The 13,526-nt window shown below is 72.1% G+C and carries 15 protein-coding genes; 5 read left to right on the top strand and 10 right to left on the bottom strand.

Annotated features, from left to right (window positions below; all coding sequences use genetic code 11):
• Positions 1-50 precede the first annotated feature (50 nt).
• The 6 genes from OG900_28415 to OG900_28390 all read right to left on the bottom strand — a co-directional run bounded on the left by OG900_28415 (position 51) and on the right by OG900_28390 (position 5,731).
• Positions 51-1,268, bottom strand: coding sequence for a hypothetical protein (locus OG900_28415; protein ID WUH93650.1), 1,218 nt, complete (start codon positions 1,266-1,268; stop codon positions 51-53).
• Between the two features lie 34 nt (positions 1,269-1,302).
• Positions 1,303-2,079, bottom strand: coding sequence for an inositol monophosphatase family protein (locus OG900_28410; protein ID WUH93649.1), 777 nt, complete (start codon positions 2,077-2,079; stop codon positions 1,303-1,305).
• Positions 2,076-2,699, bottom strand: a complete 624-nt coding sequence (locus OG900_28405; GenBank protein ID WUH93648.1) for a 2'-5' RNA ligase family protein — start codon at positions 2,697-2,699, stop codon at positions 2,076-2,078. Before OG900_28405 ends, OG900_28410 begins: the two co-directional genes overlap by 4 nt.
• Positions 2,700-2,718: 19 nt before the next feature.
• Entirely contained in the window at positions 2,719-3,984 is a 1,266-nt protein-coding gene (locus tag OG900_28400) for a hypothetical protein (protein ID WUH93647.1), read from the bottom strand.
• An 86-nt stretch (positions 3,985-4,070) separates the two neighbouring features.
• Positions 4,071-5,072: a hypothetical protein gene (locus OG900_28395; protein ID WUH93646.1), complete on the bottom strand. Its 1,002-nt coding sequence runs from the start codon at positions 5,070-5,072 to the stop codon at positions 4,071-4,073.
• A complete protein-coding gene (locus OG900_28390) occupies positions 5,069-5,731 on the bottom strand; it encodes a hypothetical protein (protein ID WUH93645.1) in 663 nt (220 codons plus the stop codon). Before OG900_28390 ends, OG900_28395 begins: the two co-directional genes overlap by 4 nt.
• Positions 5,732-5,980: 249 nt before the next feature.
• Between OG900_28390 and OG900_28385 the strand changes: the two genes are divergently transcribed.
• On the top strand, positions 5,981-6,898 hold the full coding sequence (locus OG900_28385) for a DUF3048 domain-containing protein (GenBank protein ID WUH93644.1): 918 nt from the start codon (positions 5,981-5,983) through the stop codon (positions 6,896-6,898).
• A gap of 6 nt (positions 6,899-6,904) precedes the next feature.
• Here OG900_28385 and OG900_28380 read toward each other — a convergent pair whose 3' ends face one another.
• Positions 6,905-7,477, bottom strand: coding sequence for an ATP-binding protein (locus tag OG900_28380; protein ID WUH93643.1), 573 nt, complete (start codon positions 7,475-7,477; stop codon positions 6,905-6,907).
• 134 nt (positions 7,478-7,611) lie between these two features.
• Between OG900_28380 and OG900_28375 the strand changes: the two genes are divergently transcribed.
• Genes OG900_28375 through OG900_28365 form a run of 3 tightly spaced genes read left to right on the top strand, consistent with a single transcriptional unit; the run spans position 7,612 to position 10,079 of the window.
• Positions 7,612-8,076, top strand: a complete 465-nt coding sequence (locus OG900_28375; GenBank protein ID WUH93642.1) for a MarR family winged helix-turn-helix transcriptional regulator — start codon at positions 7,612-7,614, stop codon at positions 8,074-8,076.
• 45 nt (positions 8,077-8,121) lie between these two features.
• A complete protein-coding gene (locus tag OG900_28370; protein ID WUH93641.1) occupies positions 8,122-8,682 on the top strand; it encodes an isochorismatase family protein in 561 nt (186 codons plus the stop codon).
• On the top strand, positions 8,679-10,079 hold the full coding sequence (locus tag OG900_28365) for an MFS transporter (GenBank protein ID WUH93640.1): 1,401 nt from the start codon (positions 8,679-8,681) through the stop codon (positions 10,077-10,079). The genes OG900_28370 and OG900_28365 overlap by 4 nt, the downstream gene beginning before the upstream one ends.
• Before the next feature lie 7 nt (positions 10,080-10,086).
• Here OG900_28365 and OG900_28360 read toward each other — a convergent pair whose 3' ends face one another.
• Positions 10,087-10,488, bottom strand: a complete 402-nt coding sequence (locus OG900_28360; GenBank protein WUH93639.1) for a hypothetical protein — start codon at positions 10,486-10,488, stop codon at positions 10,087-10,089.
• Between the two features lie 94 nt (positions 10,489-10,582).
• Positions 10,583-10,999, bottom strand: coding sequence for a helix-turn-helix transcriptional regulator (locus OG900_28355; GenBank protein ID WUH93638.1), 417 nt, complete (start codon positions 10,997-10,999; stop codon positions 10,583-10,585).
• Positions 11,000-11,211: 212 nt separating this feature from the next.
• Here OG900_28355 and OG900_28350 point away from each other — a divergent pair, with 212 nt between their 5' ends.
• Complete coding sequence (locus OG900_28350; protein WUH93637.1) at positions 11,212-12,129, top strand: NmrA family NAD(P)-binding protein; 918 nt, start codon at positions 11,212-11,214, stop codon at positions 12,127-12,129.
• Positions 12,130-12,146: 17 nt separating this feature from the next.
• Here the strand turns inward: OG900_28350 and OG900_28345 are convergent, their stop codons facing one another.
• Positions 12,147-13,337: an RNA polymerase sigma factor gene (locus tag OG900_28345; protein ID WUH93636.1), complete on the bottom strand. Its 1,191-nt coding sequence runs from the start codon at positions 13,335-13,337 to the stop codon at positions 12,147-12,149.
• Positions 13,338-13,526: the final 189 nt, after the last annotated feature.

The raw sequence follows: 13,526 nt of genomic DNA, 5'->3' as shown, positions 1-13,526 counted from the left end.
CCCGGCCGGCTGTCAGCGGTTGACGGTCCGGGTCTCCCGGACGGTGACCGTCAGCGGGGTCCCCTGCGCCTCAGGGTCCGCAGCATCTGCCTGGCCTGGGGTACGGCCGCGACGATCACCGCGGATCCGCCTGCTGCTGCCGACGCGGCGAACAGCAGCAGGCGGGGGTGCGGATCCCCCCAGAGCGCCGCGGCTGCGAAGGCCGTCCCGACCGGCAGGCCGAGGACGGTCAGCAGCCCCAGTGCCGCGTTCACCCCGCGGTTCGTCATCGCCTCCACGAGACGTCCCGCGTCCGCCAGCTCGCCCACGATGCCCTCCAGGAGGGCCGGCAGCGCGTGCTGTGCCTGGAACTGCCGCAGCACCTCGTTCCCCTTGCCGCGCACGGTGATGTGGCTGGACCACAGCCGCCGCCTGACGTCCATCAGGCGGTGTTCCAGCTCGGCCAGGCGGTCCGCGTCGAGCCGCGTCGCGTCCGTGCCGGCGACCTGGTTCGCCACGTCGTTGAGCGCGTGCAGCTGCATGCAGCCGACGAGCAGCGCGTCCAGGTAGATGCTGTGCACGTGCGCCTTGGCCAGTGCGTGGAAGCAGTCGCCCCCCGCGTCGGGTGACGTGCCGACGAAGGCGGTGCCGTCCCGCAGGACGAGGGCTTTCCAGTCGGCGGAGAAGTACACCGTGCCGGCACGGACGGCGGGGTCCTCGGGGTCGGGCGCGAACCGCGCCTCCGATGTCGCCGATGCCAGCAGCCACAACCACTGCTCGACGGCCCTCCACCCGCTGTACGGCGGTGACATCACACGTACGGGACCGTCCGTGAAGGTCACGTGCGCCACCGTCCGGGCGCGGACCGCGCCGGGGAGCAGCCGCGCTTCGTCCGGTAGCAGCCGACCGAGGTCGGCCCGCACAGGACCTGACGGCCGGGACAGTGCCTCCAGGGCCGCGACCGGGTCGGCGCCCAGGTCCGCGTGCAGGACGGCGAGGCCCGGATCGCCGCCCGCCATCGGCATCCGCAGGATTTCGACGCTCTCGACGTCCACCCCCGCCAGGCGGGCCGGCGGGTCGTAGGTGTGGTGCCAGCGGACCGGGGCCGCGGCTGAGCCGTAGAGCACATCGCGCAGCCGCGCCTCGAAATAGGTCAGTCGCAGGTCCCGGTCGGCCGATTCGGGGCGCGACGGGAGCCGTACCGGTACGGGTCCCGGTCGCCACGCGGGGTCGGCTCCCAGGCGGATCTCGTAGATCACACAGCCGGACGCGCGTTCCGGTCGTGCCATGGGGCTCCCCTCCACCCGCGGTCAGAGGCCGGATTCAGCGTTGCCGCTCGTCCGCCGTCCCCCACAGTTCCGCCAGTTGCCCGGCGACCGGCTCGGACCCCGCGAGCAGCACCGGGGAGTCCCAGCCGAAGGGCCGGCCGCCGCTCCCCAGGACGGTGAGGCCGCGCTGCCGGACCAGGGCCACGCCCGCGGCCACGTCCCACGGTTTCGGGCCCACGCAGACGCAGGCGTCGAGCCATCCTTCGGCGACGCCGACCAGGTCCAGGCTCATCGCGCCGTGCATCCTGGTGCGGTACGCCCGGTCGAGCAGCAGTCGGATCAGTGTCGCGGCCCCGGGCCGGCTCCCGGTGCCGCTGACTCCGACCACCGCGCGGGAGAGGTCGCCCGCCCGCTGCGGTTCGTGCGGGACTCCCCCTTCCGGCCCCGCCGTCCAGCGGCGGCCGAGGGCCGGGGCGTAGACCACTCCGACGGTCGGTTCCCCCCGGTCCACGTAGGCCAGGGACAGGGCGTACAGCGGTCCGCGCCTGGTGAAGTTCATCGTGCCGTCGATGGGATCGAGCAGCCAGCACCGGGCGGGAGGCAGCGCACCGTCCGCGCTCTCCTCCCCCACGACGGGAACGTCAGGGGTACGGCTGCGCAGGACGCGCGTCACCAGGCGCTCGACCTCGACGTCGGCGTCCGTGACCTCCTCGCCCGACTCCTTGAACCTGGTCTCGGCCCACTCGTCCCCCGCCCCCTTTCCCGCGAGCCAGGCCGCCCCGGCGTCGATCGCCTCCTCGGCGACGGCGAGCAGATCACGATCACTCTTCACGGCCTCCTCAGCGTCCTTTCCACCAGCGTCCGCGCGTGAGCGCCGTGCTCACCCATCACATAGAAGCTCAGCCGGTCGAAGATCCAGCTGCCCGGCACGGAAGACCGCTCGCCCGCCGCCCGGACCAGCGCTCGTGCGGTCTCCTCCTCGGCATGGCCGAGGGTGATGTGCGGGGTGTAAGCCTCGCCGGTATAACGGTAGCCGTAGCGGGCGTAGCCGGCCTTTTCGGCGTCGGTGTACTGGGAGGTGTCCTTCGGGGCGAAGGCCTCGCGGTCGAGGTGCGGCGCCAGCGCGGCCAGCACGACGTCCTGCAGTTTCTCCAGCAGGGGCGACCGCTCCAGCGACAGGAAGACCCAGCCGGTGGGCTGGTAGACGATGCCGGGAGAATTCAGCCGGACCTCCCCGGGCAGGGTCAATGCCCCCCTGATCCGCTCCAGTTCGGCTTCCGGGGTGAGCGTATCGAGGAACGGCCCCTGGAAGACGGTGGTGTGCGGCAGGTTCCCCTCGGCCGTCAGCGGGGGGTGCAGGATGTGCCCGCCGGCCACCTCGTGCTGCACCCGGATGGCGGTCCGCAGATGATCAGCGCGCGGAAGCAGCGCTACGCCAAGCCACCTGGTCATGGGTGTGCTCCTGTCTGTGTCACGGTTCCCCCAGCCGGTAGCTCTCGAAGAGGACGTGCCGCACCAGTCTCTCCCGGCCGGTGGTGCCGCTGTCGGGCGGAAAGGCCGCCTGGCGTACCAGGTCCCGTACCAGGTCCTCGTAACGCCCCTCGTCGGAGGCCACGTCGTGGAAGGAGCGCATCAACTCCCTGTGCAGCTCCGCGGCTCCCACGCGCAGCTCGGCCAGCCAGTCGGCGTTGGCGATCAGTACATTGGCCGCCGCCGCGCGCAGCCGCGTCCGTGCGCTCTGCGGGAGCATCTCCGAGTCGAGCAGTTCGAAGTAGCCGTCGTCGTCGCGGGCGTGCATCCGCAGGTTCTGCCCGCCGACCGCCAGGACGTCGCGGTTCAGATGGAAGAGCTCAAGGCCGAGGTGGTGCGGCACGTCGAGGATCGTCACCCCCTTGGCGCGCAGGCCGGCCTCGTCGGTCGAGAACGCCGTGAGGATGTTGTGGAACATGTCGCTCTGCTTGGGGACGGCGATCTGCGCCCCGGCCGGGTTCGCCAGGAATTCCGGTCCTGTCACCGAGCCCCAGCGGCCCGTGCGCGCCGCGAGCAGATAGAAGTTGCGCCCTCCCATGGAGTAGCCGACCCGCCCGACCGTCACTACCTGGGACCGGATCGCCTCGTCGGACTCCAGGATCCGCAGCAGCCGCTGCTCGTTGTAGATGGCGAGGTCGAGCAGGCGCTCTGCCACATCGCCGACCAGGCTGTCCGACCAGGGCAGTTGTATGTGCGACACCCGGTGGTTGCGCTGGGCGAGCTGCTGCTCGAACCGGCAGCCGAGCAGCAGCGCTTTGACGACGATCAGGGTCGAGTCCGCGATACGCGTCGTGCCGCGGCTGCCGTGCGCGGCGCTCAGCCCCTGCCGCGCCTCGTTCTCGGCCAGCGAGGCCGTGACCTGTCCGTGCCACACGGATAACTGGGTGAGCGCGGTAAGACACGGCCGCACGTCCTCGGCGGAAATCTCCTCCCCTGAGGGGGCCTGGGCGTGCGTGCCGAAATTCCCGTAGTTCTGGATGGTCCGCACGGCCAGCACGACCTTCGGCGGCACCAGGTCCCTGGCCACCAGCACGGTCAGCAACGACTCAAGAGTGGGTCTGGAGCCGACGGCCTCCTGCATGGCGATGTCCAAAAGGATCGACTCCGCTGCTCTTCTCGCCGCTCCGAGAAAGACCTCCGGGTCCGTCTCGGCGTATCGCAGCGCCTTCCGGTAGAGGCGCAGCGGCTCCCCCTCGTTGACCGTCACGTCATCCGTACCTCTTCGCCTCTTTCCGCGTGACGCTACCAAGGCTCCGCGCATCGGACCGCCGCACGAGGACGATTGACCGGTTGTCAGCGGTCGACGGTCTGGATCTCCCGGACGGTGGTGGGCTGCTCGTGGGGGAAGGTGCCGGTGGGGAGGTCCACGGGGGTGGGCTGGCCGGTGCCGGTCCAGCTGATGTGCCAGGTGACGGTGACGGTCAGGGGGTAGGAGCCGCCGTCGGTGGCGCGGAGGTAGGTGAGGCCGCAGGGCGGGGTGCCGCGGTCGCCGGGGGTGTACGCGGTGCCCGTGTCGGGGCAGTCGCCGGAGGACGGGAAGACGGTGGCGTCGGGGGTGCCGGGGTCGATGTGGATGCCCACCGGGGTGGCGGTGGTCGTCGCGGAGACGTTGTAGTCGGGGAGGTAGGCGGTCACCGAGACCGGGTGGAAGACGGTGCGGTCGAGCCAGACCCAGGTGGGGAGGTTCACCGTCTGGGTGGTGGTCGGGTTGGTGGTGGCCCTGCCGGTGGGGATGAGGATCTGGCGGTAGGCCAGTTCGGCGAGGACCTGCGGGGTGATGGCGTTGGCGTGGCCCGGCGGCGGGGGGTCGCCCTTGTCGACCCAGAAGGGCTCGTCGGTGCAGGAGAGGGCGCCGGGGAGGCCGTAGTTCTCCCTCGGGGTGTAGCCGTACCACCAGTAGCCCTGGCCGGTCTTGGCCATGTTGAAGTCGGTGTAGGGCTTCCCGTTGGCGTAGTAGTCGGCCTGGCGGGTCTTCCAGTCGTAGCCGGGCGAGTCCTCGCTCCACACCGACTCGTCGGCGGCCTTCAACTGGGCCGGGGTGTAGTACGGCTGGTACCAGCACGGGGGCGGCGACCAGTTGCCGGTCGGCTTGAGCGGGCCGGCGGGCGAGCCGTCGGAGGAGGTGCCGTTCTTGCTGGTGTCGTACTTGACGCCCGCGGTGGCGGTGATGTTCCCGCCGCCGGCGCCGCCGCTCGTGTCCACGTCGCCGCGGCCGCCCGCATGGGCGAGGCCGGGTGTGCCGAGCGCCAGGGCCGCCGCCGCGGCCACCGCTGCGTGCCGCCGTCTGCGGCTCATGGCTGGCATTGCTTCGCCCCCCGGTTCTGCAGCATCCCGTCGGTCTGCCAGACGCCCTGCGCGTTCCTCTTCAGGTCCGTGTTGTAGAGGACGTAGCTGTCGGACGTCGTCGGCGTGTTGTCGATTTTCCCGCTCTTGCGGTCCTTGAGGAAGGCCTTGCTCTCGTCGGAGCAGTAGATGACCGCCGCGTGGCCCGTGCCCAGGATCGTGGCCTTGCGGTCGAAGAACCTGACCGTGCCGGTCCAGGTGTAGTTCTTCGACAGGTAGCCGCTGACGTAGCGGGTGGCGGTGTCGTTGGCGGTGCCCGCGGTGTAGAAGCCCAGCGCCTTCGTCGCGGCGGTGCCCTGGAAGATCGCGTCGTCCAGCGCCATGACCCACTGCTGGTTGTCGGCGAGGATCGCGTCCTTCGTCGCGTCACCGGTGGAGCCGCCCTCGAAGACGTCCTTCGCGTCCGCCGGGAAGGACGTGATCGCCGGCCGTGGGACGCCCGTCGCGGACGGGGACGCGGAGCCGGTGGGCGCGGCCGCCGTCGTGGCCGGCGTCGCGGTGCCGACGTTCTTGATCTTGCCGTCGTCCTTCGAGCCGCCGCCGCAGGCGGACAGCAGCAGCGCGGCTGAGACGGCCACACAGGTGGCGAGCGCGAGCGGTGCGGCGCGCATGGTCAACAGACTCCCCGTTCGTCGGCGGAACCGTCGAACCGGACTCGTCGCGCACAACCCGCGCGCCCCGCGCCCACGGCCCCCTGGCGTGTGACGCCCGACACTATCCAAGCCCCGGGCTCCGTACGAGAGGACGCCCGATACGCCCTCGGCCGTTCCCACCGATTCCGCCGGGGCCGGCCGACAGGAGGCCTTACCCGGCGGCCGGGCGCACTATGGAGTGAGGTCGGCCGGACACCGGGAGCGGCGATGTACGGATGGCGTGCGGTTGGGGCGGGTACAGCGGTCGCACTGGCGCTGGTCGCGGGCTGTACGCCCGGCGGCGACGACGCCGGCCCGAAGCCCACCCGGACGGCCGCGTCCCGGTCGGTCCTGACCGGGGAGCCGGGCGCCGCCGGCCGTGTGCTGGCCGTGAAGGTCGACAATGTGCCGGCCGCCCGCCCGCAGACCGGGCTGAACAGCGCGGCGATCGTCTACGCCATCGAGGTCGAGGGCGGCCTGTCCCGCCTGATGGCGGTCTTCGACAGCAAGCACCTGCCGCCGACCGTCGGCCCGGTCCGCAGCGCGCGGCAGACGGACCTGCAGCTGCTCAGCGAATACGACAAGCCCGCGCTCGCCTTCTCCGGTGCCCAGAGCAAGCTGCTGCCGGTGCTGAAGAAGAGCACGGAGCTGACGGCGGTGACCGGTACGAAGGACTTCTTCCGCAACCACGACCGCCCCGCGCCGCACAACGAGTTCCTGCACCCGGCGAACGCGGCGGCCAAGGGCGGCACCGCCGGGGACATCGGCCTGCGCTTCGCCGCCGCGGCCCCCGCGGGGGGCACCGCGAGGACGACCACCTCGGCCAGGATGCCCGCCGCCCGCTTCTCCTTCGTCTGGAACGGCTCGCAGTACAAGGTCGCCATGGACGGCCGCACGACCCCCTGGACGGCCGACAACGTCATAGTCCAGCACGTGTCCGTCAAGGAGTCCGACTTCCACAGCCGCACCGGCTTCGTCCCCTTCAGCCAGACCGTCGGCCACGGTTCCGCGGTGGTCCTGCGCGACGGCCGCTCGTACGCCGCCGCCTGGGACCGCCCGGCGGCGTCCGACGGGACGGCGTACACCCTCAATGGCCGTACGCTGCCGCTGCATCCGGGCCGCACCTGGATCGTGCTCGAACCCTGACCCCCGCTACGAGGACGTCGGAGCCGCGCACACCGCCCACACCAGCTTCCCCACGCCGCCGCGGCTGCTGACGCCCCACTGGTGGGCGGTGACCGAATCGACCAGCAGCAGTCCGCGCCCGCCCTCGTCGGTGTCGGCCGCCCGCCGCAGCACGGGCCGGTGGTCGCCCGCGTCGTGCACCTCGATCCGCAGGCGGCCGTCGGAGAGCCGGCAGAAGCGGGTCTCGATCTCGCGCCCCCGCGGACTGCCCGCGTGCCGTACGGCATTGGTGACCAGCTCCGACAGTACGAGGACGGCAGCGTCCTCCAGTTCGGGCAGTTTCCACGCCGCCAGCGTGTCCAGCAGCTCACGCCTGGCGCGCGGCACCGACCGCGCGGAGTTGGGCCAACGGCGTACGACCTGCTCGTCGTCCGCCGCGCCGTTCTCGGTTCCCATCATGGACCTTTCGCCGTTCTTGTCCCACGCCTCCTTGGCTACTCCCAGGCTGTCGCCCGGCCACGGAAAGTGATAGGCCGTCAGCCTGGACGCGCCTGCCCGTCCATCGTCGGCGCGGTCCATCACGACCTCATCGTCCTGCACGTGGACGACGACTTCGCCGCGGTCGCCGAGCTCCTCAAGGACGTACGACAGCAGGACATCCGCAGCACGGCGGGGCAGTACGAGAAATAGACAGCCAGCTGTACAGTTGGCTGCATAAGCGTTACCGTTGAAGCATGAACGGACAGCAGCCGGCACCCCCGCACGCGGAGACCGCGGACACCGCGGCGCTCGCCGGGGAGCTGCGGGTGGCGCTGGCGCAGCTCGTGCGGCGGCTGCGGGAGCAGGCGGACGGGATGGACCTCACGCGGTCGCAGTCGTCCGTGCTGCTCAGGCTGGAGCGGGACGGGGCCGCGACCGCGACCGCGCTGGCCCGCGCCGAGGGCGTACGGCCGCAGTCGATGGCGAAGATCGTGCAGGCGCTGGAAGCAGCCGGCCTCGTCAGCGGGGCGCCCGATCCCAAGGACGGGCGCAAGACGCTGCTGAGCATCACCGAGACCGCTCGCGAGGAGTTCAGGACCGGGCGGCTCGCCAAGGAGGACTGGCTGACGCGGGCGCTGGAGACGACGCTCTCCCCCGCCGAGACCGCGCAGCTCGCCTCGACCGCCGACCTGCTGCGGCGCCTCGCCCAGACGCCCTGAGCCCGCCCTCTTCCTCAGGTAACCCGATCCACCGAAGGATTCAGCATGCCCGTCACCACCGTCGACCCGACCACCGCGCTCATCGTCATCGACCTCCAGAAGGGCATCGTCGGCCTGCCCCTCGCGCACCCCGCCGAGGACGTCGCCGCCAGGACGGCGGACCTGCTGCGGGCCTTCCGCGAGCGCGGGCTGCCGGTGGTGCTGGTGAACGTCGCGGGGGCGCCGGGCGGGCGGACCGACGGCGGGGTCCGCACGCTCGACTTCCCCGACGGGTGGACCGAGCTGATCCCCGAGCTTGACCAGCGGCCCGGCGACCTGCTCGTCACCAAATACGCCCGCAGCGCCTTCACCGGCACCGGTCTCGCCGACCGGCTGCGCGACCTCGGGGTGACGCAGGTGGTCGTCACCGGCGTCTCCACCAGCGGCGGCGTCGAGTCGACCGCCAGGGACGCGCACGAGCAGGGCTTCCATGTGACGCTGCCCGTCGACGCCATGTCCGACCGCGACACCGGCCAGCACGAGCACAGCGTCGTGCGGATCTTCCCGCGCATCGCGGAGACCGGTACGACCCAGGACGTCCTGGACGCCCTCAGCGCCCGGCCGTGACCGCGGACACCGCGGAGCAGACCCGCCCCACCGCCTCCGGAAAGCCGTTCGGGCCGCGTTTCGTCAGCCCGCTGCTGCTGGGCTCGACGCTCAACCCGATCAACAGCTCGATGATCGCGACCGGCCTGGTCGGGATCGGCCTCGACTTCCACAAGGGGCCGGGCACCACGGCCTCGCTGATCTCCGTGCTGTACCTGTGCAGCGCGGTGGCGCAGCCCACGATGGGCAAGCTGGCCGCCGTCTTCGGGGCCCGCCGGGTCTTCCTGTCCGGTGTGGCGATCCTGCTGGTCGCGGGCGTCGTCGGGGCCGCGGCCCCGGCGTTCGGCTTCCTGCTGGTGTCGCGGGCGCTGATCGGGATCGGCACGTCGGCCGCCTATCCGACGGCGATGGCGCTGGTCAGAGAGCGGGCGGACGAGCTGGGGACCGGTGTGCCCAGCCGGGTGCTGGGCAATTTCTCCATCGCCTCGCAGGTCACGATCGTCGTCGGGCTGCCGCTCGGCGGGCTGCTGGCCGGGGCGTGGGGCTGGCGGGCGATCTTCCTGGTCAATGTGCCGCTCGCGCTCGTCACCCTGGTCTTCACGCTGATCGGCGTGGCGCCGGACAAGCCACTGGCCAGGGAGCGCCACGAGTCGCTCTTCCGCACCGTCGACGTCCCCGGCATCGCGCTGTTCGCCGGCACGATCGTCAGCCTGCTGCTCTTCCTGTCCGACCTGGCCTCCCCCACCTGGTGGCTGGCCCCGGTGACCGCCGTGCTCGGCGCGGCCCTGATGGCGTGGGAGCGGCGTACGGCCAGCCCGCTGGTCGACGTACGGATGCTGGGCCGCAACCAGCGCCTGCTGCGCACGTACGTCCGCCAGGCGCTCGTCTCGCTCGGCACCTACACCGCCCTCTACGGCACCAGCCAGTGGATGGAGGAGAGCGCCCACTACTCGGCCGGCCAGGTGGGCCTGATCCTGCTGCCGCTGTCCGGCGTCAGCGTCGTGGTCGCCCGCCTGGTGTCGGGGCGCGGCTGGGTGCGGTGGCCGCTGATCCTGACCGGGATCTCGATGGTGCTGACCGGCGCGGTGATGCTGTTCATCACCCACACCTCACCGGTGGTCGTGCTGCTCGGCATGTCGATGCTCTTCGGCTTCGCGAACGGCTTCAGCGGCTTCGCCAACCAGGCCGCCCTCTACGTGCAGTCACCCGCGAGCGAGATCGCCGTCGCCTCCGGCCTCTACCGCACCTTCGCCTACTTCGGCGCGATCTTCTCCTCCAGCCTGATCGCCATCGCCTTCGGCGACGCGGCCACGGACGCGGGCTTCCACGCGGTGTCCTACGTGATCACCGCCATCGGCGTCCTGGTCCTGCTGATGACGATCCTGGACCCCCGCATCCCCGCTCGCGCGGAGCGCTGACCGCGGATCACGGCCGGGAGCCGCCTCCCGGGCGGCCGGGCCAGGCCTTCTTGTCGACGCGGCCCGTGGAGACCGCGGCCCAGCCGGCGCCGCCTGACTGGGCTCCGCCGGACTGGGCGCCGGTCTCGTCGTAGGTGGTCGCGTCGTAGGTGGTCGCGTCCCAGCCGATGCCGGTGGGCGAGCGGGTCGCCCGGACGATGTGGTCGCCGTCGCCGAGGCCGGTGATGCCCGGCATCAACGCGTGGGCCGCGTCGGACAGTTCGTGCGGGGTGCCCTCGGCGAGGACGAACGGGCCGCCCATGGAGGGGACCTGGGCCACCAGGGCGGTGCCCAGCACGTCGAGAGCGGTGATCCGCTCGGCGGGGATCAGGGTGCTTCCGTCGTGGCTGCGGATCCGGACGCTGCTCATGGCCGCGCTCCCTTCGGTCGGCCCCCGGGTGGGAGAGCGCCTGCCCTTCAGGACGCGGGCGCACCGGGCGGGGGTTGCCGCGGTGGGTGGCGGGTCAGCGGGTCCCGTCGGAATGGTGGGTGTCGAAGGCGGCGCGGGAGTCGGCGATGAGGTCCTTGTGGGAGCGGGACCAGTCGGCCAGGGCGGTCACGGCGCCGGAGAAGCTGCGGCCCATCTCGGTGAGGCGGTAGTCGGTCTGCGGCGGGGTCGTCGGATAGACCGTCCGCTCCACGAGGCCGTCCCGTACCAGCCGCCTCGCCGTCACGCTCAGCATCCGCTGGGAGATGCCGGGGACGGCGTGGTGCAGTTCGCGGAAGCGCCGGGTGCCCTTGGCCAGTTCGACGACGACCAGGACGGACCACCGGTCGCCGAGCCGGTCGAGGACGTCGCGGATTCCGCAGTCGTCGTCGCAGGGGGCGTACGGGTCCGCCGGCTCGGCGACGGGAGTCGTACGGGTTCGGGTGACGGCCATCAGGACCCCTTCGTGAGCCACGGCTTCCTGCTTCCCCAACACCGCGCGCGGCGCCGTGCTTCCTGGTCGGCCCCCCTCCCGCGGAACTCGGCTGAGCTGCGGGCTTACCGTGGTGTGAGCGCCTGACGCGAAAGTGCCTCCTTCCGCGGGACGCGCCGCGGACGCAGGCTCGGGAGCGTCATCACGAAGCGACGCGCATAGGGAGAGCAGCGATGATTCTTGTGACCGGTGTCTCCGGCGGCCTCGGCCGGCTGGTCCTGGGCGGTCTTGCTGCCCGGGAGGGCCTCGACGTCGTGGGCGGCACCCGCGGCGGCGACGGGCGGAGCGCCCGCCGCGTCGACTTCGACGACCCGGCGTCGCTGCCCGGGGCGTTCGGCGGCGCGGACGTGCTCCTCGTCATCTCGGCCGGCTACGCCGAGGACGACGTCGTCTACGCCCGGCACGGCGCGGTCGCCGACGCGGCCGCGGCCGCGGGCGTGCGCCATGTCGTCTACACGAGCCTGGCGTCCTCCGGGGAGTCGATGACGATCGCCCTCGCGCACCGCTGGACCGAGGACCGGCTGGCCGCCGGACCTTTCACCACGACGATCCTGCGCAACGGCCTCTATACGGAGGTGCCGGTCGGGCTGGCGACCGCGGGCGCGGGCGAGGCGGCGGCCACCGGGGTCTTCGCGGCGCCCTTCGGCGAGGGGCGGGTCTCGGTGGTGGCCAAGCAGGACCTGGCCGACGCGGCCGTACGGGTCGCCGCCGAGTCGCAGTTCGACCTGGCGGCCGGGCGCCCGAGCCGCCACGCGGGCCGGGTCTACGAGCTGGAGGGCGCCACCGCGATCGGCGGCGCGGACATCGCCGGCGCGCTGTCCGAGGCGCTCGGGCGGCCGGTCGCCTACCGGGCCGCGTCGCTGGCCGAGACCCGCGCGGGCCTGGAGGGCAGCGGCCTTGAGCCCTACCAGGTCGCGCACGCCCTGTCGGTGTTCTCCAACGTGGTCGCGGGCCGCGCCGAGGCCCGGTCGTCCGACCTGGCGGGGCTCCTCGGCGAGGCGCCCCGCCCGGTGCTGGACGCGATCACCGCCGCGGTCCGCGCAGGCGGCTACCAGGGGCAGTCGGTCTCGGCGACGCGGGACCGGGGCTAGGTAGGAGGTACTCGGCTCTACTCCAGGTAGCCGCGGAGCTGGTCGGCGAAGGCGTGGTCGCGGAGTTTGCCGAGGGTCTTGGACTCGATCTGGCGGATGCGTTCGCGGGTGACGCCGAAGAGGCGGCCGATCTCCTCCAGGGTTCGGGGGCGGCCGTCGGCGAGGCCGTAGCGGAGCTGGACGACCTTGCGTTCGCGTTCGCCGAGGGTCGAGAGGACCGCTTCGAGGTGTTCGCGCAGCAGCATGAAGGCGGCCGACTCGACCGGGGAGGCGGCGTCGCCGTCCTCGATGAGGTCGCCGAGGGCGACGTCGTCCTCCTCGCCGACCGGCGCGTGCAGCGAGACCGGCTCCTGGGCGAGGCGGAGGACCTCGCCGACCCGCTCCGGGGTGATGTCGAGCTGGGCGGCGACGTCCTCCGCGCTGGGCTCGTAGCCGCGTTCCTGGAGCAGCCGGCGCTGCACGCGGATGACGCGGTTGATCAGCTCCACGACATGGACCGGGACGCGGATCGTACGGGCCTGGTCGGCGAGCGCGCGGGACATGGCCTGGCGGATCCACCAGGTGGCATAGGTCGAGAACTTGTAGCCGCGGGCGTAGTCGAACTTCTCGACCGCCCTGATCAGCCCGAGGTTGCCCTCCTGGACCAGGTCAAGCATCGTCAGGCCGCGTCCGATGTAACGTTTCGCCACCGACACGACCAGCCGCAGATTCGCCTCGATCAGCCGCCGCTTGGCCATCCGGCCCTGCACGACGATGCAGTCGAGGTCCACCGCGAGCTGCGAGTCCAGGTCCGGGAAGGCGGTCAGCTTCTCCTCGGCGAACAGCCCCGCCTCGACCTGCCGTGCCAGCTCCACCTCCTGCGCGGCCGTCAGCAGCGGGATACGGCCGATCTCCCGCAGATACTGCCGGAAGAGGTCGGCGGACGGGCCGCTCGGATCGGCCCGCGGGCGGCGGCGCTGCGCGGGGCCGACCACGACGTCGGCCACCACGTCGACCGCCACATCGGCCACCACGTCGACCACCGCCGGATCGAAGGGCGCCGCCTCGTCGGGACGGCCGTCGGGCGGTGGTCCGGACTCCGCGCGCTGTTCGGGCACCCGGGCGACCTCTTCCGCGTCGAGGGCGGCGACGGGTGCCAGGACCGGCCCACTGGCCGGCAGGGACACCGGTATCGGGATCTGCGCCTGCGTTTGCGTTTGCGTCTGCACGGAAGCGACCTCCGCGGTGAGCGCGACATTGGGCTCTGAGAGGGCTCGGAGAAGGCTCGGAAGGCGCCGAGGCGGGCTCTGGGCCGTCACCCAGTGTGGCCCACGCAAGGCCGATGCCACGAGGGTCGTGCGGCCGGTTTTTCGTTTTCCGTTACGCTTCGCGTTCGATCCGACACGGCCGACGGCCCC

Source organism: Streptomyces sp. NBC_00433 (genome assembly GCA_036015235.1).
In the GTDB taxonomy this organism is placed as follows: domain Bacteria; phylum Actinomycetota; class Actinomycetes; order Streptomycetales; family Streptomycetaceae; genus Actinacidiphila.
The sequence above is the reverse complement of the archived record's forward strand: the minus strand, read 5'-3'. Positions and strand labels throughout refer to the sequence as shown.